28 protein-coding genes, 1 tRNA gene and 1 pseudogene are annotated in these 23,177 nt (G+C 72.3%); 21 read left to right on the plus strand and 9 right to left on the minus strand.

The window, feature by feature from the left end; all coding sequences use genetic code 11:
* Positions 1-87: 87 nt before the first annotated feature.
* Positions 88-507, plus strand: a complete 420-nt coding sequence (locus tag ABTW72_RS22985) for a thiol-disulfide oxidoreductase DCC family protein (protein WP_350861702.1) — start codon at positions 88-90, stop codon at positions 505-507.
* On the opposite strand, the gene ABTW72_RS22990 is transcribed toward ABTW72_RS22985, so the two are convergent.
* The 3 genes from ABTW72_RS22990 to trxA form a co-directional block, all read right to left on the minus strand.
* Positions 471-1,442, minus strand: coding sequence for an HTTM domain-containing protein (locus tag ABTW72_RS22990; protein WP_350861704.1), 972 nt, complete (start codon positions 1,440-1,442; stop codon positions 471-473). The two genes, ABTW72_RS22985 and ABTW72_RS22990, sit on opposite strands and share 37 nt — an antisense overlap.
* Positions 1,439-1,879 (minus strand): hypothetical protein, encoded by a 441-nt coding sequence (locus ABTW72_RS22995; RefSeq protein ID WP_112673919.1) that lies wholly within the window; start codon positions 1,877-1,879, stop codon positions 1,439-1,441. Before ABTW72_RS22995 ends, ABTW72_RS22990 begins: the two co-directional genes overlap by 4 nt.
* 154 nt (positions 1,880-2,033) lie before the next feature.
* Positions 2,034-2,396, minus strand: coding sequence for a thioredoxin (gene trxA / locus ABTW72_RS23000; protein WP_030329190.1), 363 nt, complete (start codon positions 2,394-2,396; stop codon positions 2,034-2,036).
* A 548-nt stretch (positions 2,397-2,944) separates the two neighbouring features.
* On the opposite strand from trxA, the gene ABTW72_RS23005 reads away from it, so the two are divergent.
* From ABTW72_RS23005 to ABTW72_RS23055, 11 genes are all read left to right on the plus strand, one after another.
* Complete coding sequence (locus ABTW72_RS23005; RefSeq protein WP_030486570.1) at positions 2,945-3,460, plus strand: MaoC family dehydratase; 516 nt, start codon at positions 2,945-2,947, stop codon at positions 3,458-3,460.
* 92 nt (positions 3,461-3,552) lie between these two features.
* On the plus strand, positions 3,553-4,089 hold the full coding sequence (locus ABTW72_RS23010) for a hypothetical protein (protein WP_350861707.1): 537 nt from the start codon (positions 3,553-3,555) through the stop codon (positions 4,087-4,089).
* A 51-nt stretch (positions 4,090-4,140) separates the two neighbouring features.
* Positions 4,141-4,764, plus strand: coding sequence for a TrmH family RNA methyltransferase (locus tag ABTW72_RS23015; protein ID WP_350861839.1), 624 nt, complete (start codon positions 4,141-4,143; stop codon positions 4,762-4,764).
* A 79-nt stretch (positions 4,765-4,843) separates the two neighbouring features.
* Entirely contained in the window at positions 4,844-5,521 is a 678-nt protein-coding gene (locus ABTW72_RS23020; protein ID WP_341866340.1) for a DUF6758 family protein, read from the plus strand.
* Between the two features lie 116 nt (positions 5,522-5,637).
* Positions 5,638-5,796, plus strand: a complete 159-nt coding sequence (locus ABTW72_RS23025) for a hypothetical protein (RefSeq protein WP_007455302.1) — start codon at positions 5,638-5,640, stop codon at positions 5,794-5,796.
* A gap of 6 nt (positions 5,797-5,802) precedes the next feature.
* On the plus strand, positions 5,803-6,678 hold the full coding sequence (locus ABTW72_RS23030) for a PH domain-containing protein (protein ID WP_350861709.1): 876 nt from the start codon (positions 5,803-5,805) through the stop codon (positions 6,676-6,678).
* Between the two features lie 103 nt (positions 6,679-6,781).
* Positions 6,782-7,564, plus strand: a complete 783-nt coding sequence (locus ABTW72_RS23035) for a SigE family RNA polymerase sigma factor (RefSeq protein ID WP_350861711.1) — start codon at positions 6,782-6,784, stop codon at positions 7,562-7,564.
* Complete coding sequence (locus ABTW72_RS23040) at positions 7,561-8,823, plus strand: hypothetical protein (RefSeq protein WP_350861713.1); 1,263 nt, start codon at positions 7,561-7,563, stop codon at positions 8,821-8,823. Before ABTW72_RS23035 ends, ABTW72_RS23040 begins: the two co-directional genes overlap by 4 nt.
* A 53-nt stretch (positions 8,824-8,876) precedes the next feature.
* Positions 8,877-9,749: a PHP domain-containing protein gene (locus ABTW72_RS23045; protein WP_350861715.1), complete on the plus strand. Its 873-nt coding sequence runs from the start codon at positions 8,877-8,879 to the stop codon at positions 9,747-9,749.
* A gap of 41 nt (positions 9,750-9,790) precedes the next feature.
* The gene (locus ABTW72_RS23050; protein ID WP_091394729.1) at positions 9,791-10,405 is read left to right on the plus strand and encodes a MarC family protein; all 615 of its coding nucleotides are present in this window, start codon (positions 9,791-9,793) and stop codon (positions 10,403-10,405) included.
* Between the two features lie 13 nt (positions 10,406-10,418).
* Positions 10,419-11,369, plus strand: coding sequence for a RecB family exonuclease (locus ABTW72_RS23055; RefSeq protein WP_502892233.1), 951 nt, complete (start codon positions 10,419-10,421; stop codon positions 11,367-11,369).
* A gap of 21 nt (positions 11,370-11,390) precedes the next feature.
* Here the strand turns inward: ABTW72_RS23055 and ABTW72_RS23060 are convergent, their stop codons facing one another.
* Both ABTW72_RS23060 and ABTW72_RS23065 read right to left on the minus strand, forming a co-directional pair.
* A complete protein-coding gene (locus tag ABTW72_RS23060; protein WP_350861719.1) occupies positions 11,391-12,254 on the minus strand; it encodes an oxygenase MpaB family protein in 864 nt (287 codons plus the stop codon).
* A gap of 59 nt (positions 12,255-12,313) precedes the next feature.
* Entirely contained in the window at positions 12,314-12,742 is a 429-nt protein-coding gene (locus ABTW72_RS23065; RefSeq protein WP_112581661.1) for a Fur family transcriptional regulator, read from the minus strand.
* A gap of 202 nt (positions 12,743-12,944) precedes the next feature.
* Here ABTW72_RS23065 and ABTW72_RS23070 point away from each other — a divergent pair, with 202 nt between their 5' ends.
* Positions 12,945-13,427: a DUF2231 domain-containing protein gene (locus ABTW72_RS23070; protein ID WP_350861721.1), complete on the plus strand. Its 483-nt coding sequence runs from the start codon at positions 12,945-12,947 to the stop codon at positions 13,425-13,427.
* A gap of 31 nt (positions 13,428-13,458) precedes the next feature.
* Here ABTW72_RS23070 and ABTW72_RS23075 read toward each other — a convergent pair whose 3' ends face one another.
* Positions 13,459-13,980, minus strand: coding sequence for a hypothetical protein (locus ABTW72_RS23075; protein ID WP_350861723.1), 522 nt, complete (start codon positions 13,978-13,980; stop codon positions 13,459-13,461).
* 143 nt (positions 13,981-14,123) lie between these two features.
* On the opposite strand from ABTW72_RS23075, the gene ABTW72_RS23080 reads away from it, so the two are divergent.
* Positions 14,124-14,306, plus strand: a complete 183-nt coding sequence (locus ABTW72_RS23080) for a hypothetical protein (RefSeq protein WP_124863025.1) — start codon at positions 14,124-14,126, stop codon at positions 14,304-14,306.
* 120 nt (positions 14,307-14,426) lie between these two features.
* Here the strand turns inward: ABTW72_RS23080 and ABTW72_RS23085 are convergent, their stop codons facing one another.
* Entirely contained in the window at positions 14,427-14,660 is a 234-nt protein-coding gene (locus tag ABTW72_RS23085; protein WP_350861725.1) for a hypothetical protein, read from the minus strand.
* 364 nt (positions 14,661-15,024) lie between these two features.
* Between ABTW72_RS23085 and ABTW72_RS23090 the strand changes: the two genes are divergently transcribed.
* Positions 15,025-15,252, plus strand: coding sequence for a hypothetical protein (locus ABTW72_RS23090; protein ID WP_350861846.1), 228 nt, complete (start codon positions 15,025-15,027; stop codon positions 15,250-15,252).
* A gap of 14 nt (positions 15,253-15,266) precedes the next feature.
* Here the strand turns inward: ABTW72_RS23090 and ABTW72_RS23095 are convergent.
* Positions 15,267-15,473, minus strand: a pseudogene (locus ABTW72_RS23095) (FmdB family zinc ribbon protein); the annotation flags it as partial.
* Positions 15,470-16,147 carry a 5-formyltetrahydrofolate cyclo-ligase gene (locus tag ABTW72_RS23100; protein WP_350861727.1) on the minus strand — a complete coding sequence of 226 codons (678 nt, stop codon included), beginning with the start codon at positions 16,145-16,147 and terminating at the stop codon, positions 15,470-15,472. The pseudogene ABTW72_RS23095 and the gene ABTW72_RS23100, both read right to left, overlap by 4 nt.
* Before the next feature lie 85 nt (positions 16,148-16,232).
* Here ABTW72_RS23100 and ABTW72_RS23105 point away from each other — a divergent pair, with 85 nt between their 5' ends.
* The 6 genes from ABTW72_RS23105 to ABTW72_RS23130 all read left to right on the plus strand — a co-directional run bounded on the left by ABTW72_RS23105 (position 16,233) and on the right by ABTW72_RS23130 (position 22,933).
* Entirely contained in the window at positions 16,233-18,587 is a 2,355-nt protein-coding gene (locus tag ABTW72_RS23105; RefSeq protein WP_350861729.1) for a diguanylate cyclase, read from the plus strand.
* Between the two features lie 9 nt (positions 18,588-18,596).
* On the plus strand, positions 18,597-19,559 hold the full coding sequence (locus ABTW72_RS23110) for a UTP--glucose-1-phosphate uridylyltransferase (protein WP_350861731.1): 963 nt from the start codon (positions 18,597-18,599) through the stop codon (positions 19,557-19,559).
* A complete protein-coding gene (locus tag ABTW72_RS23115; RefSeq protein ID WP_091394702.1) occupies positions 19,556-20,869 on the plus strand; it encodes a molybdopterin molybdotransferase MoeA in 1,314 nt (437 codons plus the stop codon). The genes ABTW72_RS23110 and ABTW72_RS23115 overlap by 4 nt, the downstream gene beginning before the upstream one ends.
* A 112-nt stretch (positions 20,870-20,981) precedes the next feature.
* A complete protein-coding gene (locus ABTW72_RS23120; RefSeq protein WP_091397273.1) occupies positions 20,982-21,632 on the plus strand; it encodes a GNAT family N-acetyltransferase in 651 nt (216 codons plus the stop codon).
* 206 nt (positions 21,633-21,838) lie between these two features.
* The gene (gene sepX, locus ABTW72_RS23125; RefSeq protein ID WP_502892234.1) at positions 21,839-22,615 is read left to right on the plus strand and encodes a divisome protein SepX/GlpR; all 777 of its coding nucleotides are present in this window, start codon (positions 21,839-21,841) and stop codon (positions 22,613-22,615) included.
* Between the two features lie 241 nt (positions 22,616-22,856).
* A tRNA-Ala gene (locus ABTW72_RS23130) sits at positions 22,857-22,933 on the plus strand.
* The last annotated feature ends 244 nt before the right edge of the window (positions 22,934-23,177 follow it).

Below are 23,177 nucleotides of genomic sequence, written 5' to 3' on the forward strand. Positions count from 1 at the left end.
TCATTCGAACACGTGTACGAGGTAAGCGCAAGTGACCCGCCGTACACCGTGGGCGTCCGGGTGGTCGGAGAGGGGAGGATGGACGCCATGGAGACGTCGACCTTCGTCTACGACGGGGACTGCGCGTTCTGCACGAGCTGTGCGGAGTTCATCGAGCGCCGCATCCCGACCGCCGCACGGGTGGTGCCCTGGCAGTTCGCCGACCTGGACGCGCTCGACCTCACCGTGGCCGAGTGCGAGGAGGCCGTGCAGTGGGTCGGCGCGGACGGCTCGCGCGCGGCCGGTCCGGACGCCATCGCGAAGCTGCTCGCCGCGAGTGGTCCGCTCTGGCGGATCGCCGGCGCCGGCCTGCGGATTCCTCCGGTTCGCCTCGCCGCCTGGCCGTTGTACCGCTGGGTGGCGCGCAACCGGCACCGACTTCCCGGTGGCACGGCGGCCTGCTCGCTGCCTCAGGAGGCCCGGGAGCGGCTCTACGGGCCGGCCGGTCGCCCGACCACCGACGCCTGATCGTCGAGCGCCGGCCCCGCGCCGGCTGCCACCGGGCCCTGGTCGGCCGGCACCGGGTCGACGTCGTCCGGGCACGGTTCCGGCGCATCCGTCGTGGCCGCCTCGGAAGGGTCACGCCGGATCAGCCGGCGTGCCCAGACCAGCGGGCGCACCCGCTCCAGCGGTAGGAAGCTGGTCATCGCGGCCAGGTGCGGCGCGAACGAGATCGTGATGGTCGCGATGGTGACCGCGTGGAACGAGTAGAAGAAGCCGACCATGGCGAGTCGCCAGCGGGGTGGCAGCAGGAAGACCATCGGGCTCAGCAGCTCGAACGCCACGATGCCGAACTGGGCGACGATCAGCAGGTACGGCACCTGGGCGATGAGGTCCGCCAGGTCGGTGCCGCGCCGGATGATCGCGCGGGCCAGGACCGAGCCGGTCAGCCAGTCCAGACCGCCGAAGCGCAGCTTGGCGAAGGCGGCCAGGAAGTACGTGCAGATCACCGCGATCTGGGTGACGCGTAGCGCCCAGCCACCGGCCTCGGTGCGGGCGGTGTCGCCGTGTCGGGCGCGACCGGCGGTGGGCAGCACGGCCAGTGCGACGAGCAGCCCGAACCGGTCGTGGTCGACCTTCCCGTAGCTCATCGCGATGATCATCCACTCGAGGTACAGCGCACACACCGCCCAGCCGAGCAGCCGGGGCGCTCGTCCGGTGGCGGCGAGGAGGGCGAGCAGCAGCAACGCCCAGAAGATCACCGTCACCAGCGTCTCGGTTGGCGTCGGCAGTGGGAGCACGCGGCCGATCAGGAGTGGCTGGTACAGGTCGCCGGGAACGCTGACCCGGGTGCGTACCCAGGGGGTGAAGATCACCAGGTCGGCGGCGACGAACAGGTAGATCAGGGTGCGGAAGGCGGCCACCCGGCCCCGGGGTACGGCCTCGGTCAGCCAGCGGTTCATCGGGTGGCCTGCCAGCGGACGACGGTCTGGTCGGTGTGCTGGCCGGTCGGTCGGCCGGCGCGGATGCCGTGCCAGCGGATGACGATGCGGACCTCGACCAGCGCGGGGGCGTCCGGGTGGCGTTCGGCGTACGCGTCGGCGACCTCGGTGAGCAGTGTCGGGTCGGCGGCGTATCGGGCCTGCTGCCCCTCGATCTCGGCGCGGCGGATGCCTGTCGCGTTCTGGTCGAGGTCGATCACCGCCCCGGAGCTGTTCACCCCCTCGACGCGGGTGTCGGGCGCGGGTGCGTTCGGCGGGTTGGAGGTGGAGTACATCCGGAACGGGCCGAACGGGAAGTCGTCGTCGCTGCCCCAGAAGGTGCCGACGACGAGCAGGACGAGGCCGAGTGCGGTCGCGCCCAGCCGGGTCACGCGCCCGCGGGTGGTCAGGTTCTCCATCGGGTCGTGACGATACGGGATGTACCGACGGCCCCGGGTCCCTCCGACGGCCAGTTCGGCCTGACCAGGCAGGTGATCATGCGGGAGTTGGTGGGGGTACGACGAAGGCCGGGCCCGCATCGGGCCCGGCCTCGCGTGTCGTCGTGCGGACGACTCAGTGGTTGTGCTCGGCCAGCTGCTTGCGGACGTCGTCCATGTCCAGCGCCTCGACCTGCTCGATCAGGTTCTCCAACGCGGACTCGGGAAGGGCGCCCGGCTGGGCGAAGACGATGACGCCGTCACGGATGGCCATGATCGTCGGGATCGAGCGAATGTCGAACTTCGCGCCCAGCTCCTGCTGAGCCTCCGTGTCGACCTTGCCGAAGACGATGTTCTGGTGCTTCTCCGAGGAGCGCTCGTAGACCGGGGCGAACCGCTTGCACGGACCACACCAGTCGGCCCAGAAGTCGACCAGGACGATGCCGTCGTTGCCGGTCACCTCGTCGAAGTTCGCCGAGGTCAGCTCAACGGTTGCCATTGCACTCTCCGATCACCGCGGTTTATCTACGTCCCGTAGAACCAGGGCTGACCGTATCGAATTCCCGGGGGGTGGGGCACGAAACGTGCCCGGGGCTGCCGGGGGGCGCTGCGGGTCATCGATGCACGTCTGTTCACACCTGACCTGCGGAACGCAAGTGCACGACGCACTTGCGTGACCTGCCGTAATGGGAGCGTTTCCAGGGAGATCCACGCGATTGAGCACTACGAATCGGTAACTTGGGCCTTGACAAGGAGGTATCCGGCCTGCGGAGATCGCTGATCAACCTGCGCTTCGTCACGCACAGTAGTGTTACAAAAAGATAAATGTGACCGCGATCTCTGTTGAACCTACGCAGGCGTAGGGCAGAATTCCTCACATCAGAGCGTGGGCGGCGGGTGCCGGGGAGGGCCCCGCCGCTCATTGCGTCTCCCCCCAGGCGAGTGACCGGTGTGACATTTCCGCCGCCGTCGCGCCCCGCCGGTCGCCTTAACCATCGGTAAGGCATGCTGTGCCGAACTCCATCGCCGCCCGTCGAAGGGACCAGCATGCAGTTCGGTCGCTACTACGAGGAGTTCGAGGTCGGCGCGGTCTACCGGCACTGGCCGGGCAAGACCGTCACCGAGTACGACGACCACCTCTTCTGCCTGCTCACCATGAACCACCACCCGCTGCACATGGACGCGCACTACGCCGCGACGGCGAGCCAGTTCAAGCGCAACGTCGTGGTCGGCAACTACATCTACTCGCTGCTGCTCGGCATGTCCGTGCCCGATGTGAGTGGCAAGGCGATCGCCAACCTGGAGGTCGAGTCGCTGCGGCACGTCGCGCCGACCTTCCACGGCGACACGATCTACGGCGAGACCACGGTGCTGGACAAGCGCGAGTCAGGCTCGAAACCCGACCGGGGTGTGGTGTCGGTGGAGACTCGCGGCTACAACCAGGACGGCACGATGGTCTGCGTCTTCCGGCGCAAGGTCATGGTCCCGAAGCGGGAGTACGCGGCCGCTGCGGTGCCCGACGGAGTGGATCCGGAGCGGCCCAGCTTCCCCGAGCCGCGCTGACAGTCGCGGCGGGCTCGACCGTCGACGGACACCGGGCTCCTTCCCCACCGCGGGTCTGCTGGGGAAGGGGCCCTGTTCCCGTCGCGGGGCATATGCTGACGCCGGAGGTTCCGATGAGCCACTCCGTAGCGGGAGAGCCGTCCTCTGCCGGCCGCCGAGCCGCACCCTTGACCACCGCTGTCTACTCCGCAGCCGAGTGGGATCTGCTCACCGGCCTGCCCGGTCGGGTCCTCGTGGCCGCCGCGGCACCCGGTCCTGGCCGGACGGAGCGTGGAGTGATGGCCGGCCTGGCCGGTCTGGATGCCGTTGCCGCGGGCCGAGCCTCCGACAGCGATCTGGTCCGCGCGGTGGTCGCCACGATCTACGCCCGCCACGACGGCACCCCGCAACCCGCCGAGCGGCTCACCGACCTGGTGGACCTGCTGGCCGCCTGCCGTGCGGCGAGCCGGGTCCTCCGGCGACGGGCCGACCCCGCCGACTCGGCCGCGTACCGCCAGTGGGTGCAGTCGGTCGCGGCCCGGGTCTGTCGCGCGGTGCCCGGCACCGGCGCGCGCCAGGTGCACCCACCGGCCAGCCCGGCGGACCTGCGCTTCCTGGACCGGCTCGGTGCCGCCCTCGACCTGGGCTGACCGGCAGGTCGTCGCGGCGGGCGCCGACGTGGTCCGTACCCTCTGATGACCGTGACCGACGAGCAGCTCGAGGTGGGCGTGGGCCCCTGGCCGGGGGACCCACCGGACGACCCCCGTTACGACCCGCAACTGCTGGCGGAGGGGGACCGGCGCAACGTCGTCGACCGCTACCGCTACTGGCGGCACGAGGCGATCGTCGCCGACCTGGACCGGCACCGCCACGGCTTCCACGTCGCGATCGAGAACTGGCAGCACGACTTCAACATCGGCACTGTGGTGCGCAACGCCAACGCGTTCAACGCCGCCGAGGTGCACATCGTCGGACGGCGACGGTGGAACCGGCGCGGCGCGATGGTGACCGACCGGTACCAGCACGTACGACGCCACGAGACGATCGAGGAGTTCGTCGCCTGGGCCGCCGAGCGGCAGCTGCCGGTGTTCGGCATCGACAACCTGCCCGGGTCGCGTCCGCTGGAGACCGGCACCCTGCCGCGGGACTGCGTGCTGCTGTTCGGCCAGGAGGGACCCGGCCTCTCCGCGCCGGCCCGTGCCGCCTGCGACCAGCTCTACTCCATCGCCCAGTACGGCTCGACGAGGTCGATCAACGCGGGCGTGGCCAGCGGAATCGCCATGCACGCCTGGATCCGTGCGCACGCCGGTACGCCGCCGGACTGACCCACGTACGGTGCCGAATCGGACGTTCCGGCTTGACGTGCCGGCGGTCCGGGGAGACGGTGGGGATGTGAGTGTCGCGGTGAGTTGTCCGAGATGCGGGGGCCCGGTAAGGGCGCCGGATCTGATGAACACCGACTCGAGGTGTGTGCGCTGCGGCCCGGTGCCGCCGTTGCACGTGCCCGAGCACATCGGAGCGGACATCGTGGCGAGCGTGGTGGAACGGATCACCGCGACCGGCGATCCGCCGGTGACGCCGTTGTGGTGCCCGTGGCCGCTGCCGCCCGGTTGGACACTCACCGGCGTGGCGTACGCCGGGGACGACCGGACGGGCGTACGGGCGACGGTGGTGGCCTGCGCGGGCCCGGCGCCGCTCGGTGGTGGTCCGGCCGATCTGGTCTTCGTGGCCGAGGAACCCGGTGTCGGCCTGGGCACCCGGCTCGCCGGTCTGACCGGCCCTGATCCGGGACCGGAGTTGGTGGACGCACTGACCGACCCGGGCTCGGGTCACCCCGACCACGTCGGACAGGCGAAGATCAAGGTCGGCGGGCACCCCACTCCACTGTGGTTGGTGAATTCGCCGACGGATCGAAGCGCGTACGCCGGCGAGGCTCGGGGAATGTGGCTCCATGCGATAGCCTGGCCGGCGAGTGCGGGTCACCTGCTCGCGGAAGACGTCGTGCTGCACGACCTGACCGAGTGGACTCCGCCCGAGCTCGTGTACGGCGCACCGTCCCCGTATCTACCCGGTAGAGCTTGACAACTCTTCCGGATTGACGGAGAACGGACGCAGATATTCACTGTACGACACCACACTGATACTCTGGGTGCCGCTGCGGTAATGGGACCCGGCGCCGCGCGAGAGGATGGCCCGCCATGGTCAAGAAGGTCCTCACCTGGGCCGGAATCGCATTCTTGATCTTCTTCGTCGCCTACCGGCCAAACTCTGCGGCGGACGTGTTCAAGTCGCTCGGCGGCGGGATCATGGATATCGCCCAGGGGTTTGGCGACTTCTTCACCAGCCTCGTCGCCTAGCCGCCGATGGGCAGCCCCTCCGGTCCACCCTTCGACCCGGACGACCCCGACCGGGAACGTCGCGAGCGAGACACCGAGCCGATCCCGCGGATCGGGCCTGATGACGGCCCGGGCTACGGGGCCGGTCCCGGCCTGTCCGACGGTCCGTCCCTTTCGGACGACGTCGGCTACGGCGACGGGCCCGGCTATGCCGGCCAGGGTCGTTCCGGCCGGGGGTGGATCCGTGATCCGGAGGCCAGTTACCAGCCGCCGCAGATCTCCGAGGACGAGCTGGCCGGGTTGCGCGCCGACGCGGCCGGCTCGACCCCTCGGCGGGTGCTGCCCCTGGAAGACGAGCCCAGTTCGCTGGTGGCTCGCTACCTCTTCCCCACCGAGCGCTACCGGGGCGAGTGGAAGCGACACTGGATCCACCTCACCAACCCGCTGTTGATCGGCGTCGCGGCGACCTTCGTGCTCGGCTACCTCTCCGGCTTCCTCGCCGGCCAGGACGTCGGCGCGTTGACCACCATCGCCGTGCTGCTGTGGTTCGCGGTGATGGGCTGGGTGGCGTGGAAGGTCGCCGACTGGTGGTATGACCGGTTCATCCTGACCAACAAGCGGGTCATGGTGGTCAACGGCATCGTCACCCGCAAGGTGGCGATGATGCCGCTGGTCCGGGTCACCGACATGAAGTACGAGCAGACCCCGACCGGCCGAGCGCTCAACTACGGCACCTTCGTGCTGGAGTCCGCCGGCCAGGAGCAGGCGCTTCGCGAGATCAAGAACCTGCCCAACCCGAACGAGCTCTACCTGCGCGTCGTCGAGGAGATGTACGAGCCTCAGGCCGTCGAGGCGCGGCTCGGCAAGGAGGCCGACGAGGCCAAGGCCGACGACGGGGCGTGAAGGTTTTCGACCGAACATCGGAGCAAGTGCGCACCTTTCGTCATGGACCAGAGCGCCCCTGACGTGGCACTCTGCCAGGACGGCAGGGGTGTGGAGGTGGGCGGTGGCGAGCAAGGACTCGTTGGAGGAGCAGTTCCGCGAGTTCGTCGCGGCCCGCTCCGCCGCGCTCCTACGCACCGCTTATCTGCTCACCGGCGACTGGGCCACGGCCGAGGACCTGCTCCAGACGGCGCTGACCAAGACCTACCTCGCGTGGAAGCGGCTCGGCGGAATCGAGGCGGTCGAGCCGTACGCCCGGCGTGTGATGGTCAACACGTCGACCAGTTGGTGGCGGCGGCGCTGGCACGGCGAACGCCCGACCGAGGTCCTGCCCGAGCGGGCCGGCGTCGACGAGATCGAGCAGCAACTTGACCGTGACCTGCTCTGGCGGCACCTCCGGGAGTTGCCCAACCGGCAGCGGGCGGTGCTGGTGCTGCGCTACTACGAGGACATGTCGGAGGCGCAGACCGCCGCGATGCTGGACATCTCACCGGGCACGGTGAAGAGCCAGGCGTCCCGGGCGCTCGCCACGCTGCGTCGGCGACTGGGCGCGGACGCACCGGAGCTCGCAGCCGCCGCCGGCATCGCCGGCCGGCCGGCCGCTGCCGCCGGTGCGGGGGCCGCGACCGGTGCCGTCGGCCGGACGGCGGGCTCGGGTTCCCGGACCGGGCGAACCCCGGCCACCGGTGCCGCTGCCACACCCCGTCCTGAACGGGCGGCTGGCCGAGCAGTGCCCCGCCCGGCCGCTCCGCGCCCCACCGTGCCGCGTGCGATCACCCCGCAGGTCGTGCTGCCCACCGCCCCGGCGGCCGTGCCCGTCGGCACGGGCTCCGGGGAACAGCAGTGAGTCAGTTCCCGGGCCGGCGCGACAACCTGACGGACGGCCCGCAGCGTTCATACCAGGTGCGGCCTGACGAGTTGGAAGGTGCGGTGCGGGAGACACTCTCGCACCAGGTCGCCCTTGCCCGCCCACTGAGCGTCGATCCGGCCGGCCAGGCGATCCGCCGCGCGAACCGCATCCGGCGTCGACGCAGCGCCGTCGGCCTCGCCCTCGCGGCGGTCACCACAGTGCTGCTCAGCGCCGGCATGGTCCAGCTCGGTGCCGAGACCAGGCGGGACGGCTCACCCATCGTCGTGATCGGCGACCCGGACCCGACCAACCGACCGCTCCCGACGGCCAGCGTTCCCGGCTCGGCCCCCTCGCCCAGGACGTCGACCTCCCTCCACTACAGCGAGACGCTGGTCAACACCGAAGGGCGGCGGCTGGTGCTGCCCGACGTCGGGCCGGCCGAACACGTCCAGCCGCTGCCCAGCGGCGGCGGTTGGCTGGTGGTCGGCGCGCCGAGCACCGCAGGACGCTCCCTGTGGGTGGTGCAGGACGACGGCCTGGTGCAGGTGCTGCTGGCCGGTGCCGGTGGGATCGTCCTGGCCCCGGACAGCCTCCAGGTGGCCTGGCGCGACGGGGACGATCTCCTGGTGGCGGGCGTGGTCGGCACCCAACTCATCGGTGCGGTGCGCACCCCGGTGCCGGCGGCGGCGGAGCCCGTCCGGTTCGTCGCTGACAGCGTGCTGGTCCGACTGGACCCGGCCAACGCCGGTCACACCCTCTGGCGGCCCGGTGCGGGGCCACTGCCCGAGGCTCTCGACCAGAAGAGCCTCAACGTCTACGGGCGGCTGCCCGACGGGCGGCTCGTCGGGCAGGTCACCACTACCGATCCGGGCCGGACCTGCGTCGCCATCCTCGCCCCGACACGTCGCCTGGACCCGGTACGCACCGGCTGCGGCCCAGACCTGAGTCGGGACGGCATCGGTGGGGTCTCGCCGGACGGGCGGTGGCTGCTGGTCAACGGTGGGAGGGGCTCGGCCGGTCGATCCCTGCTGGTCGACCTGCAACGGCTCGGGCCGGGTGCGACAGCCGTTGCGGCCGGGCCGCCGATGACCGGGGCGGTCGTGTGGAGCGACGAGGCCCAGGCCTCCTACCTCGACGGCACCGGCGAGCTGGTCCGGGTCGACGTCGGCAGGGTGCGGGCGGGAAAGCCCGCCAGCCCCGCTGCGGTGCCTGGCGTGCCAGCCGGAGAGCGGCCGATCCTGGTGCAGGGCTTCTGACCCCGGGTGGCCCATGTGAGCCGGGCTCGTTGTTTCCTCGGTAACGTCGGGCGGTGACCTCGCGTACCGGCTCCGCCCCCCGGATCGACCTGCACGCCCACTCGACGGCCAGCGACGGCACGCTGACCCCGGCCGAGCTGGTCGGTGCGGCCTTCGACGCCGGGCTGGACGTGCTGGCGATCACCGACCACGACACCACGGCCGGCTGGGCGCCGGCCGTGGGCGCGCTCCGGCCAGGTCTGCGTCTGATCCGGGGTGCGGAATTGTCGTGTCGCTGGTCCGGTGCGCAGCCGGCGGTGCCCCTGCACCTGCTCGCGTACCTGTTCGACCCGGACCACCCTGAGCTGGTGGCCGAGCTGGCGCGGGTGCGGGCCGCCCGGGAAGAGCGTGGCGAACGGATGGTCGGCCTCCTGCGGGCCGACGGCATCGACGTGAACTGGCCGGACATCCTGGCCGGCGCGGGTGGCGGCACCGTGGGACGCCCGCACATCGCGCAGGCACTCATCCGCGCCGGCCTGGTCGACAGCGTCCGGGAGGCGTTCGGCCCGGACTGGTTGGGCGAGCGGTACCGGCTGCCCAAGGAGGACATCGACGTGTTCCGGGCCGTTCGGCTGGTCCGGGAGGCCGGAGGCGTGCCGGTCTTCGCCCACCCGCGAGCCACCCGACGCGGCCGGGTGGTGCCCGACGAGCTGATCGCCGAGCTGGCCGCCGCCGGGCTCGCCGGGCTCGAAACGGACCACGAGGACCACAGCCCGGCCGAGCGGGAACACGTGCGGGCGCTCGCCGCCGAGCTGGGTCTGCTCGTCACCGGCTCCTCGGATTTTCACGGCACCCACAAGACCGTCCAACTCGGTGCTTTCAGCACCAGCGTCGAGGCGTACGAGCGGATCATCGCCGAGGGGGTGACCGAGGTCGCTTCGGGCTGATCCGGGTATTTCGCCCATCCCGGCGCGGCTAGGTTGATCACGTGGATCTGAAGCTGTTCGGCGAGGTTTTCGTGACCCTGCTGGTGATCACCGACCCGCCGGGCATGATGCCGATCTTCCTGGCGCTGACCGGCCCGCTGCCCGCCCGCGACCGCAACCGGGCAGCCTGGCAGGCCGTCGCGTTGGCGCTCGGCGTCATCGTGATCTTCGCGGTGGCGGGGCAGACACTGCTCGACTACCTGCACGTGGACCTGCCGGCGTTGCAGGCGGCCGGTGGGCTGCTGCTCGTGCTCGTCGCCCTGGAGCTGCTGACCGGCAAGGCCGACGACCCGAGCCAGCAGGTCACCTCCAACATCGCGTTGGTGCCGCTGGGCACGCCGTTGCTGGCCGGCCCGGGCGCCATCGTGGCCACCATGCTCTTCGTCCAGCAGGCCGACGGGCTGGGGGAGTTCAGCGCCATCGCCGTGGCGATCCTCGCCGTGATGGTCGCCGTCTGGATCGTCCTACGCTTCTCCGGCGGCATCGTGAAGATCCTCCGGCCGGGCGGGATCGAGGTGCTGACCCGGATCGCCGGCCTGCTGCTGGCCGCGATCGCCGTGCAGCTCATCGCCGACGCGGTGGCCGCCTTCGTCACGCAGTACGTGAACATGGCCTGACGGCACGCGCGCGATGTCGGAGGTGGATGGCAGGATCGCAGGCGTGCGACGATCCTCATCAGCGGGGCGGCCGGCCGCTGGCGGCCGGGCCCCACGGCAGCGCGCCGGCGACGCCGAGCAGCTCGGCTTCGAGGGCATGCCGGAGCGGCTGTTCGTCTGCACCCCGAGCAAGCTCGGCGCGTACGCGGACTGCCCGCGTCGCTACCGCTACTCCTACGTCGACCGGCCCGCCCCACCCAAGGGCCCGCCGTGGGCGCACAACTCGCTCGGCGCCAGCGTGCACACCGCACTGAAGAACTGGTATGCGCTGCCCGCCGACCGGCGGCGTCCCGAGGTGCTGGCCACGCTGCTCAAGGGCACCTGGGTCCGCGAGGGCTACCGCGACGATGAGCAGGAGCGGGCCGCCTACCGGCGGGCGTTGGGATGGCTGGAGGCGTACGTCGAGACGCTGGAGCCGGATTCCGACCCGCTCGGCGTGGAGCGGGTGGTGGCGGTCAAGACCGCGGTGTTGGCGTTCAACGGTCGCGCCGACCGGATCGACTCGCGGCCCGGCCCGGAGGGGCCGGAGCTGGTCATCGTCGACTACAAGACCGGCCGTACCGGGCTGGACACCGACGACGCCCGGGGCTCGCAGGCGCTGGCGCTCTACGCGTACGCCGCCGAGCGGGTGTTCCGTCGGCCGTGCCGCCGGGTGGAGCTGCACCACCTGCCGACCGGCACGGTCGCCGGCCACGACCACACCGTCGAGTCGCTGGCCCGACAACTGACCCGCGCGGAAGAGACAGCCCGCGACATCATGGCCGCCGAGCGAGCAGTCGCCGACGGCGCCGACGCGGACGAGGCTTTCCCGGTGGCACCCGGCCCGCGCTGTGGCTGGTGCGACTTCCGGCGGCACTGCCCGACGGGCGCGCAGGCCCCGGGCAAGGAGCCGTGGGCGGCCATGGACCGGCCCGCCGACGGCTGATCGCCCCCGCCGAGGGTCGGGTCAGCCGGCCAGCGAGGCGGCGGCGTGCCGCGCGGCCCGCTCCTTGGCTGCCTGTATCAACGGCCCCTCCAGGTAGCGGCGGGGGACGGCGGCGAACGCGAGCCGCAGCGCGCGCACGGTCAGGTCCGCCGACAGCGCGGTGGTCGGTAGACCGAGGCCTCCGTACATCCGGCGTGCCCACGTCGGCAGCAGCGCGAACGCGGTGCTGGCGATCCCCAGGTACGCCCAGCGTGGCGGGCCCAGCGTGAGCCCCAACCGGACCGGCAGGCTGAGCTTCCACGGCAGCGGCGGGGCGGTGAGGAACACCGCCGTCTCGGCGGCCTCCCGGGTCATCCGCAACTGTGGCCGTACTGCCTCGTAGTAGTCCGCGACCTCGGCGGCGGTCCCCGGGACGGTGGCCTGGTCCAGGCCGACCAGGGCGGCGGCGCGGCGCTGCTCGGTGTAGTAGCCGTCCACCTCGTCGTCGCTCAGCGGCAGCCCGGCGCGTCGGGCCGTGCTCAGGAACGACTCGACCTCGGTCACGTGCACCCAGAGCAGCAGGTCCGGTTCGTCGATCCGGAACTGCTCACCGGTGAGCGTGTCGGTGGCCCGCAGCCGGTCGTGCAGGCGACGCAGCCGGGCCCCGGCGGCCTCCGCTTCGGCGGTGGTCCCATAGACGGTGGTCGCCACGTAGGTGGCCGTGCGAACCAGGCGACCCCAGGCGTCGGTGCGGTAGTTGCTGTTCTGCGCGACCCCGGCCATGGCCCGGGGGTGCAACGCCTGGAGGTAGAGCGAGCGCAGGCCGGCGACGATCAGGATCGGCTCCTCGTGCACCTTCCACGTGACCGAACCCGGACCGAAAAGGCCGAGGTCATCGGAGTCCACCGCACAAGAGTGCCACGGTCGGGCCGGCCTCGCCGGTCACGTCTCGCCGGTGCCGCTGATCAGACGTCGGCGGAGCGGCGGGCCCGGCAGCCCGGGCAGAGACCCCAGAAGGTCACCTCGGCCTCGTCCACCTCGAACCCGTGCGCGCTGTTCGGCTCCAGGCACGGGGCGCTGCCCACCGCGCAGTCGATGTCGGCGATCTCGCCGCAGCCCCGGCAGACCACGTGGTGGTGGTTGTCGCCCACCCGCGCCTCATAGCGGGCGGGACTACCCGCCGGCTCGATCCGGCGTGACAGCCCGGCCCGGGACAGCGCGCCCAGCACGTCGTAGACCGCCTGGGTGGAGACCGAGTCGAGGCGTTCGCGAACCCGCCGGGTGATCTCGTCGACCTCCAGGTGGCCGCCGCCGGCCAGCACGTCGAGCACCGCGAGGCGTGGCCGCGTGACACGCAGGCCCCTCGACCGCAGCAGCTCCTCGGCACCGGACATTGGCCAATGACAACACGCCCGACCCGCATCGACAACCGTCGCCCGCTCCGGGTGGCCACCGACACAGCCAGGCAAGATCGGGAGTACGGGCCCAGAGGATGAACCCTATCGACGCGGCGCGCGTGTCACCGGTCGAGAGCCTGGGGACGATCGGCGGACCATAGGCTGGCCACCCCTGACCATGATCCACCTGGAGGGTTCGATGTTCGAGGAGATCCTGGGTCTACCGGTGCACGTCCTGGTAATCCACGCGGTCGTCGTGTTCGTGCCGCTGCTGGCGGTGCTGGCCATCGGATACGTGGGGCTACCGCGGTGGCGGCACCGGCTGGACTGGGCCCTGGGCCTCCTCGCCGTGGCCGCGCCGGTGACCGCCTACGTCGCGGTCAAGTCGGGCGAGGCACTCACCGACGCGCTGGTGGCCCGGGGCTTCCAGGGGCCGATCCTCGATCAGATCTTCGAGCACTCCCGATACGGTGACATCCTGTTACGCGTCGTGGTGCCGCTCGGGATCGTGGCCATCCTGCTGCTCGTGGCGACGAGTGGGCACCCCCGGGTGCCGCAACTGCCCGCGCTGGTCATCCCGGTGCTGGCGGTAGCGGCCGTGGGGCTTTCCATTGCCGCCCTGGTCTACGTCTACCTGACCGGCCACTCCGGTGCCGAGACGGTTTGGGGCACCACCCTGTGAGCTGGTGCTGCTCGGTGCACCCGGGGTGGCATCAGAAGATGACTCGTGAGCAGAGCAGACAGAGCAGTACCAGAAGCACCACGCCGGCCGCAGCGCCGAAACCGTAGGTGACCCGCTGCGAGCGCTGCTCGGCCGCGTCCAGGTCGGCCATGTCCTGCGGTGGCAGCTGTCGCGGCGGCGCCGGCTGCAGATGTACGGGTGGACGCCAACCCGACGGCGGCGGCACGCTCGGCGGCGGGCCGGAGTACCCACTGGCGGTACCGCCGGTCGGCGCTGGACCGGTCCGCCCGGCCGGCGGCGGCCCGGGGTGTCCGCCGGCAGTACCGCCGGTCGGCGCTGGACCGGTCTGCCCGGCCGGCGGCGGCCCGGGGTGTCCGCTGGCAGTACCGCCGGTCGGCGCTGGACCGCTCTGCCCGGTCTGCGGTGGGTTGGTAGGCCCGGTCGGTGGTGTGGCCGCGGGCGCGGCGGGAGGTTCATCCGGCACCGCGCCGTCACCGGTGTCGGGCCGTCGCCAGTAGTCGTCCGGGGTGCTGCCACCGCTGGGGGTCGTCACGCCGTCCGACGCTACCAACGCCACCGGCGGCTCGGTCGCTTCTAGCCGGCGCGCCCACGGTCGGCGGTCCGGCCGGCTCTGGCCGGCGTGCCCACCGCCGATGGCCCGGTCCACCGCCGTCGGCTGCGCTAGTCTTGCCGCTCGTGAGCACCGAGGACCCTGGCACGCACGGCGCACGTGGAGACGATGACCGCGCCGTCGACCTGAGCGAAGACTTCGTGGTGTTGCCCGAGCAGACCTCTGACGACACCGACCGTGGTTGGGGCGAGCGGTCGGGCGGCAACGACGACTGGTTGCTCGCCGAACGCCCCCCACACTGGGACTGACCCCGGGTGGCTCGGCCAGACCCCCACGACGTCGATCCGTCAGCCGACCGCGCGATGACCGGCCAGGACGGCTTCGAAGCGGAAGCTGCCCCGTCGTGGTCGTACCCGTCGGTGAGCGGGTCAGCCCCGGGCCTCCGCTGACGGCGGTGGAGCCTGTGCTGGCGGGGTTCGGTCTGCCACCGATGGTGCGTCCGAGGGCACGGCGGCCGGCGGGCATCCGGCCGGGGTGTGCAGGACTGCGGCGGCCAGGCCGAGCAGCGCGGCGACCAGACCGGCCCGGAGCAGGGTGCGCCCGCCGGGCGAAGTGAGCTGGCGCAGCGGGCGCAACGCCCGCGCGGAATCCGGATCGACCATCGCCTCTGCCGCCTTCCGTCCGCGAGCGCCGCAGTGGCACCCACGTCCGGGAGGCTAGGCAGTTCCGGCCGCCTCGGCCGACCCACGGCCGAGGCCTTTGGACAACCGCCCGGCCTGTGGAAAACGCGCATCCGTCGGCGCGATTTGCTATGGCAGCCGACCTGATCGACTCGAGATCAAGGAGTCCGAGCGGTCAGGGCGGCGGGGACAGGCCGACTCTCTGGAACCCGAGTGGATCAAGACCCAACCGGCCGACCGGTCGGGTCCGGTGGGAAGTCGGGTCGTCGGCACCGTGAGGAGGGGCCGACTCACGAGTTGATCGAGGCCCGACCCGTGGTGGGGTCGGGCCTTCGGTGATCAGGACGTGGAACTGGCCGCCGCCGCCTTGCCGCCGCTCGATCCACCCGAGGACGACCCGGAAGACGACCCCGAGGAGGACGAGCCCGAGGACGACCCGGACGAGGACGAGGACCCCGACGAGGACGACGAGGACGAGGAGCTGTCACCGGAGGACGACTCGGACTTCGCTGGCTTGGTGGCCGTACCGCCGGCGGTCGTCTCGGAACCGGAAGCCCGGGAGTCGGTGCGGTAGAAGCCCGAACCCTTGAAGACGATGCCGACCGAGTTGAAGACCTTGCGCAGCCGCCCCTGACACGCCGGGCACTCGGTCAGCGGCTCGTCAGAGAAGGACTGCACCGCCTCGAGCTGCTGACCGCACGTGGTGCAGGCGTACTGGTACGTGGGCACGTTCTCCTCCGGATCTGGGCTCAGCCAGTTGGCACTCGACCTATTCGAGTGCCAATGGTGCGTCATTCGCCCCGGGTTCGTCCAGCGGACGTGTGGGGCGCGACACCGTGCGCCGCTCCCGGGTCGCCGTCAAGCGTACGCATCCCGTCGGCGGGAGTGACGACCGCGCGCACCCGACGGTCGTGGGGCTCCGCCGGCAGCGCCTCGACCAGCTCACCGTCGTGCAGTGGTACCACCGTCAGGGCCGCGTCGGGTACCCGGGCGAGTGCGCGGTCGTACGAGCCGCCGCCGCGGCCGAGCCGCCGTCCGTGACGGTCGACCGCGAGAGCCGGTACGACCACGAGTTCCGCGTGCGCCACGGCGGTCACACCGAGACAGGCACCGACCGGCTCTCGGATACCCCGTCCCGCCGCGATCAAGGCATCCGGCCCGGTATACACCGCCCAGTCCAGATCCAGGTCGGCGAGAAGCACCGGCAGCAGCAACTCGGCGTCCGCCGGCAGCGCCGCCCGCAGCACCTCGGGCAGGTCGGCGCCGCCCGGTTCGGAGCCGACCGGCACGTACGCCGTCACCCGGCGTGGGCGCAGCCGGCGTACCAGGGTGACCAGCTCGGCCTGCACGCGCCCGGCGGCGGCTGCCCGGGTGGCGGCGGGCAGCGACCGGCGGCGAGCGAGCAGCTCGACGCGGGTGTCCCGCTTCGCCATCCGGGTCACTTCCGCTTCATCAGAAAATTCCGGCACGCAACACTCCTGACGCAACGCCTCTCCCACGGTTGCACTGTGTCAGCATCGCAAGCAACGGAGGCGGAACTTCCGGGGGGACCGAGTGACGCTACGCGGGCGGTTGACGGCAGCCTTCCTCGTGGTGGTGCTCGGGCCGGTCCTGCTCGGCGCGCTCTTCGTCGCCTCCACCCTCGCGGCGGTCGACCGCAGCCGCTCCACCGAGCGCCTGGCGGTGGCGGCGTCCACCGTTCGTACCTCGGTCGACGCGCTCTGCCAGCAGCTACGCGCCACCGCCGACGCGGTGGCGCTCACCGCCGATCCGGCCGTCGCCGCCGCGCAACTGGTCGGCCGGGGTCTGGCCGCCGCGGTGCTGATCACCGACATGGCCGGCCAGGTCACCTACATCTCGCCCGGTGCTCCGTCGACCCCGTGGCAGGACTGCGCCGGCTCGACCGCGGGCACGAACGGGGGCTCGAACCCAGGCTCGGCCGGCCCGGTCCGTGCGTTGGCCGCCCAGGTCGACCTGCACGATCGCGCCGGCGCCCGGCTGGGCACGGTGACCGCCGCGCAACTGGTCGACCCGGCCTTCGTGGCCCGACTGGCGGCGGTGACCGGGGTGGCGGTCACACTGCTCGACAGTGGGGCGAGCGCCGCGCGGGTCACCCACACGACCGAGTCCCGTGACGTCCGCGACGCGGTGCTGGCCGCCGCCGTCGGCGTACGGGGCGAGCAGGTCACCGAGACCAACGAGGGCCGGTACGTGCGCAGGCTCGGGCCCTCCGACGCGCAGCCGCTGCCACTGGTGCTCTCCGTGCCCAGTGAACGGCCACCGGGGCTGCACGCCACGCTGCTCGGGGTGGTCGTGCTGGCCGGGCTGCTCGCCGTGCTGACCGCCTGGCGGCTGGCCCGGGTGACCACGCGGCCGCTGGCGGAGCTGGCCGGTGCGGTCGACCGGGTGGCCCAGGGTGACCTGACCGCCCGGGTGCCGGTACGCAGTCGCGACGAGTTGGGACGGTTGGCCGCCGCGTTCAACCGGATGACCCGGGAGACCGGCTCCTACGTCGCGGCGTTGACCAGCAACCGGGACCAGCTGCGCGGGCACCTCGCGGTGCTCGGCGACACCCTGGCCAGCACGCACGACCTGCAACGCATCCTGCGGGTGATCCTGCGCAGTGCCATCGGGGCCACCGGCGCGCGTGCCGGTGCCGTGCTGCTGGTGGAGACCGGCGGGGTGCTCGTCGCGCAGTGCACCGAGGGGCTGGACGGGCGCTGGCCGGCCGAGGAGGCGGACGGGTCGCAGACGCTCCGGGTGCCGGTCGGCGTGGGCGTGGTCGGTGAGGTCGCGGCCACCGGGGAACCGCAGCGGGGCAGGACGGAGCCGACCGAGGCGCCGACGGGTGAGCCACGCTGCCGCACCTACGTCGCGGTTCCGTTCGCCGCCCCGGCCGGCGGTGCCACGGCCACCCTCGGCGGACCCTCGGGATCGGTCGACGAGGCGGGCGCGGCGGCCGCGCTCGGCGTGCTGGCCCTCTACGACCGGCTGGGCGCCGACGAGTTCGACGACGACGACCTGGCCACCCTGCGCACCTTCGCCGGCCACGCGGCCGTGGCGGTGGACAACGTGCGGGTGCACGAGGAGGCGCAGCGGCTCTCCCTCACCGACCCGCTCACCGGGCTGTGGAACTACCGCTACCTGCGCGAGTCGATTCGGCGGGAGGTGGAACGGGCCAGCCGCTTCGGGCGGATGCTCAGCGTCCTCGCGTTGGACCTGGACCGGTTCAAGGACGTCAACGACACCTACGGGCACGCCGCGGGGGACACCGTCCTGGCCGAGTTCGCCCGACGGGTGCGCGGGGAGATCCGTGAGGTCGACCTGGCCTTCCGCCAGGGTGGTGAGGAGTTCGTGCTGCTGCTGCCGGAGACCGACGCGCGGGGCGCGGCGATCGTGGCCGAGCGGCTCGGCGCGGCGGTGCGCGACACACCCATCGCCGTCGAGGCGTACGCCGGGCCGGTCCTGGTGACCGTGTCGGTGGGCATCGCCGTGTTCCCGGACCACGGCAGCACCGGGCGGGAGGTGCTGGAGGCCGCCGACGACGCGCTCTACGCGGCCAAGGCGGCGGGCCGCGACACGTACCGGGTCGCCGAGGTGCGCTCGGATCTGCCGACCCGGGAGATTCCGGTGCTCGCGTGTGCGGTGAGCCCACCCGACGGGCTGCCGCGCGCCGGCCAGCCGGTGCAGGCCAGTCGGGAGCCGGGCGGGCCCGCCCGGTCCGACCCGGCGGTGGGCGTACCGGAATCATCGCTGGCGGGCCCGGCGCACGCCCGACCGGATTCGGCCGACGACACGCCGGACAGCGCGACGGGCGCGGCGCGGGCCGGTCCGGACGCGGCGCGGCCGGGGCCGGGTGGCGGCGCGTCTTCTGGGCCACACCCGCCGCGGCAGAGCCGTGGCCGATAGTCTCGCGGCATGTCGGAGCACTCAGCGAACCCCTCATCGACGGTCGCCGCAAACGGCCGTCCCCTGGCGGTCAAGGCCGTCATCCCGGCCGCCGGACTGGCCACCCGGTTCCTGCCGGCCACCAAGGCGGTGCCCAAGGAACTGCTGCCGGTGGTGGATCGGCCGGTGTTGCAGTACATCGTCGAGGAGGCCACGCAGGCTGGCATCGGTGACGTGTTGCTGATCACCGGTCGGGGTAAGACGTCGATGGTGGACCACTTCGACCGTCGCCCGGACCTGGAGGCCAGGTTGGAGGAGAAGGGCGACTCCGAGCGGCTGGCCGCCGTGCGTCGGCCCAGTGAGCTGGCCGAGATCTACACCGTGCGGCAGCCCGAGCAGCTCGGGCTCGGCCACGCCATCGGGTACGCCGAGTCGCACGTCGGCGACCAGCCCTTCGCGGTGCTGCTCGGCGACGAGTTCGTCAAGCCGTCGGAGCCGCTGCTGCCGGCGATGCTGGAGTTGCAGGCCCGCACCGGCGGTGTGGTGCTCGCCTTCTTCGAGGTCGACCCGGCCGAGACCAAGCGGTACGGGATCGCCTCCGTGGAGCCGGCCGAGTCGGAGCTGACCGACATCGGCGAGGTCGTCAAGGTGACCGGGATGGTGGAGAAGCCGCAGCCCGAGGACGCCCCGAGCAACCTCGCGGTGCTCGGCCGCTACGTGTTGCCGGGCAAGATCTTCGACGCGATCCGGCGGACCAAGCCGGGCAGCGGCGGCGAGATCCAGCTGACCGACGCGATGGAGCTGCTGCGTACCGAGGGCGTTCCGGTGCACGCGATCGTCTACCGGGGCACCCGCTACGACACCGGCATGCCGCTGGGATACCTCCAGACGGTGGTGCAGATCGCCGCCGAACGCGAGGACCTGGGCACTGAGTTCCGGTCCTGGCTGGCCGACTTCGTCAAGGCCGACGCGGCAGGCGGATCTGGTACATGACCGCGACGGCCGACGCCGAGGCGGCCGCGAACGAGTTGACGCCGCTCGCCGACTACCTGGGCAGCGTGCTGCGCAGGTTGCGCGCGCTGCCGCCACTCGACCTCGACCTCACCCAGGCGCACGGCAACGTCCTCGCCGAGGACGTCGTCGCGCCGCACGCCTTCCCGGCCTTCGACCAGGCGGCAGTGGACGGCTACGCCGCGCGCTGGGAGGACATCTCCGGAGGGGGTCGGGGGCCGAGCTACGTCCCGGCCCCCTCCGGCACGCCCGGCGGCCGCACCATCCGGCTCAACGTGGTCGGCGACCTCGGCGCCGCGAGCTGGCGGCCGGTCCGGCTCACCCCCGGCTCGTGCTTCTCGGTGGCCGCCGGGGCTCCGCTGCCGGTCGCCGCTGACGTCGTGGTCCCGGTGGAGTGGACCGACCAGGGCATGGCCGCGGTGGAGATCTTCCGCACCCCCAAACGGGGGTACGGGGTACGCCGAGCGGGTGAGGAGCTGCCCGCCGGCACCCTGCTCGCTCGGGCCGGCACCTACGTGTCCCCGGCCCTGGTCGCCGTCTTCGCGGCGACCGGCATCGGGCACGTGGTGGTCCGGCCCAGTCCACGGGTGGTCATCGTGGCCACCGGTGACGAACTCGTCGACGTGGGCCGGGGCAGTCAGCCCGGTCAGGTGGTGGACGCGAACTCGCACGCGCTGACCGCTGCGGCGGCCGAGGTGGGCGCGCTGGCGTACCGGGTGGGCATCTGCGACGACGACCCGGAGGGGCTGCGCGGGCTGCTGGAGGACCAGACGCTGCGCGCCGACCTGATCATCACCACCGGGGGCACCGGCACCGGCCCCGGCGACATGGTGCGTCGGATCCTCTCCCGGCGGGAGGGTGGTCGCGCCGGGCCGGTCACCTTCACCGACGTGGCGCTCTATCCCGGCACCGCGCTCGGGTTCGGCACGGTCGGCGCCGAGGAGGTGCCGGTGGTCTGCCTGCCCGGCGACCCGGGCGCTGCGTTGATCGGCTTCGAGGTGCTGGCCCGCCCCGCCATCCAACTGCTCGCCGGCGCAGAGCCGGTGTTCCGACCCAGTGTGCGGGCACACCTGCTGGAGACCGTGTCGTCGCCGACGGGGCTGCGCGAGTTCCGGCCGGCGCACGTCGCCGAGCGACGCGGCGGCGGGTACACGGTCCAGCCGCTCAGCGGCGGGCCGTTCACCCTCTCCGGGTTGGCCGAGGCCAACGGGCTGCTCGTGCTCGGCGAGCGGGTCACCACGGCCGCGGCCGGCTCCACCGTGGACGTCCTGCTGCTGGACCGACGCCGGTGACGCGTCCCGGCCGGTCCGCTCGCGGCCCGCGTCGGGTGATCGTCGGGGTCTGTGCGGTGAACGCGGTGGGACCACTTGCGCGCGACACGGTCCCGCGCGGGAGACTGTGCGGGTGAGTCTCTTCGGACCCGCGCGGGCACCGGGCTGGCCGGTGGAGCTGGCCGACGGCCCAGTGCTGCTGCGGCCCTACCGGCGCTCCGACGCGGCGGCGTGGTCGGAGGTGCGGCGGGCCAACCGGGCCTGGCTGGCACCCTGGGAGTCGTCACTGCCCGGCGGCTGGGACGAGATGAACTCGCCGGCCGCGTTCCGTTGGGTGCACCGTGACCAGCGACGTTCGGCCCGCGAGGGTGAGGGCATGCCGTTCGCGGTCTGCCTGCGTGAGGCCGACCGGGACCGGCTGGTCGGGCACATCAACGTGGGCAGCATCGTGCGGCGGGCGCTCTGCTCCGGTTACGTCGGTTACTGGGTGGACGCGCGGGTCGCCGGCCAGGGTGTGATTCCGACGGCGCTGGCGCTCGCCGTGGACCACGCGTTCGGGCCGGGCGGGCTGCACCGGGTGGAGGTGAACATCCGTCCGGAGAACCGGCCGTCCCGCCGGGTGGTGGAAAAGTTGGGCTTCCGCGAGGAGGCGTACCACGTGCGCTACATGCACATCGACGGCGCGTGGCGGGACCACATCGGGTACGCGATGACGAGTGAGGAGATCGCCGCCGAGGGTGGCCTGCTGGCCCGCTGGCACCGGGTTCGCGCCAACGCGCGGTAGGAGGATTTCCCGACGTCCGCCCACTCGTCCCACGGACGGGATCGGCGCGGCGCGGTGGCATCCCGGTCGGCGCGCCGTAACCTCAAGTAACTGCAAGCTGCGGCAAGCGCTCCCCGGCCGGACGATCCACGCGCCCAGGCGTGATCGATGGAAGATCCTGCGGTCGGATGGCGGTTGCTTCGAATTCGGTGACGGGAGGGGTGAGGGTGCCGACCTCGGTGCTCCTCGCCGTCCTCGCCGCCGCCGGCCTGCTCGCCCTGGCCCCGGCGTTGGTTCGCCGGTATGACGCCACCGAGCGGCTGGTGGCGGAGCGGGCGCAGTCGACGGCGCGGGTGCTCCAGCGCCGCCGACGGCGCCGCACTGTGCCGGGACGGCGACCCGTCCATCCTCCGCGCTCACTGGTCGTCACCCTCAGTGAAGACGCGACTACCGGAGCGTTGAGTTCGCCGGTTTCCGCACCACCAGCCGTCCGCCGCTCCGGTCGACTGCGCGCCGTGCCCGCCGCACCGAAGCGGTCCCGTCGCCGTCCGCCGTCGCGCCGACAGCACACCCCTGCCGTGTACCGGCGTCGCCGGGTGCTCGCCGCCCTCCTGCTCCTCAACGTCGTCGAGCTGATCGGCGTGCTGTTCGTCAGCCCCGGTTTCTGGGTCGGCTTCGGGGTCACCTTCCTGCTCCTGGCCCTGTACGTCGTGCACCTGCGGGGTCAGGCCCTCGCCGGGCGTCGCCGCCGCCGCGCCCGAGCCCGGGAGGCCGCCTGGTTGGCCGCCCGGCAGGCCGAGGTGCGCCGGGAGCAGGCCCGCCGGGCCGCGGCCCGCCGGGAGGCGCAGCGCCGCCTCGCCGCCCAGCGCGAAGGGGTACGCCGAGCCGCCATGGGCCTGGACCGGCCGGGAGACCTGCCGGCGGCGGTCAACGGTGGATCGGTCTCGTACCGGCGCTCGGGCGGCCTGCGCGGCCGCCCCTACGAGGCCGGCCGAGGCGCCTGACGCGGTCCTGGCCGCGCCGCGGTCCTGCCCGCGCCCGGCCCGGCTAGATCGGCTCGGGTTCCTGGAATTCGGGTGGTCGTGGCGTCCGGGATGCCCCGATTTCCAGGAACCCGAGTCGATCTTCGGGAGGGTCGCAGCGCCGGGCAGGGGGCGGATTCGCGGTGGAGGCCGGCGACCTGTTAGCCTTGCTGCCGGCCCGCCCGGTGTAAGCCGGGTGGGACCGAAGCCGGTTCGCCGGCGGGGGGCTGTGGCGCAGACTGGTAGCGCACCTCGTTCGCATCGAGGGGGTCAGGGGTTCAAATCCCCTCAGCTCCACCAAGAAACAGCAGGTCAAGGGCGGGTTTCCGGATGACGGGGAACCCGCCTTGATCGTTTGACCGCCGGACAGAGCCCCAGACCGCGGTGCAGGGCGGCAGAACTCGAGCCGAACGGCTGAGTTCAACGGAGGCGGTGGCCCCAAGTGTGAGGTTGCGCAGCGGTCGAGTGCTACGGCAAGTCAGTGCGGTCGAGCCATGTGGCGGTCCGACGATGTTCCTCGCTGATTAGTGTGCCGCCGCATATC

The sequence above is a fragment of the Micromonospora sp. NPDC127501 genome, assembly GCF_040302185.1.
Taxonomy (GTDB): Bacteria; Actinomycetota; Actinomycetes; order Mycobacteriales; family Micromonosporaceae; genus Micromonospora.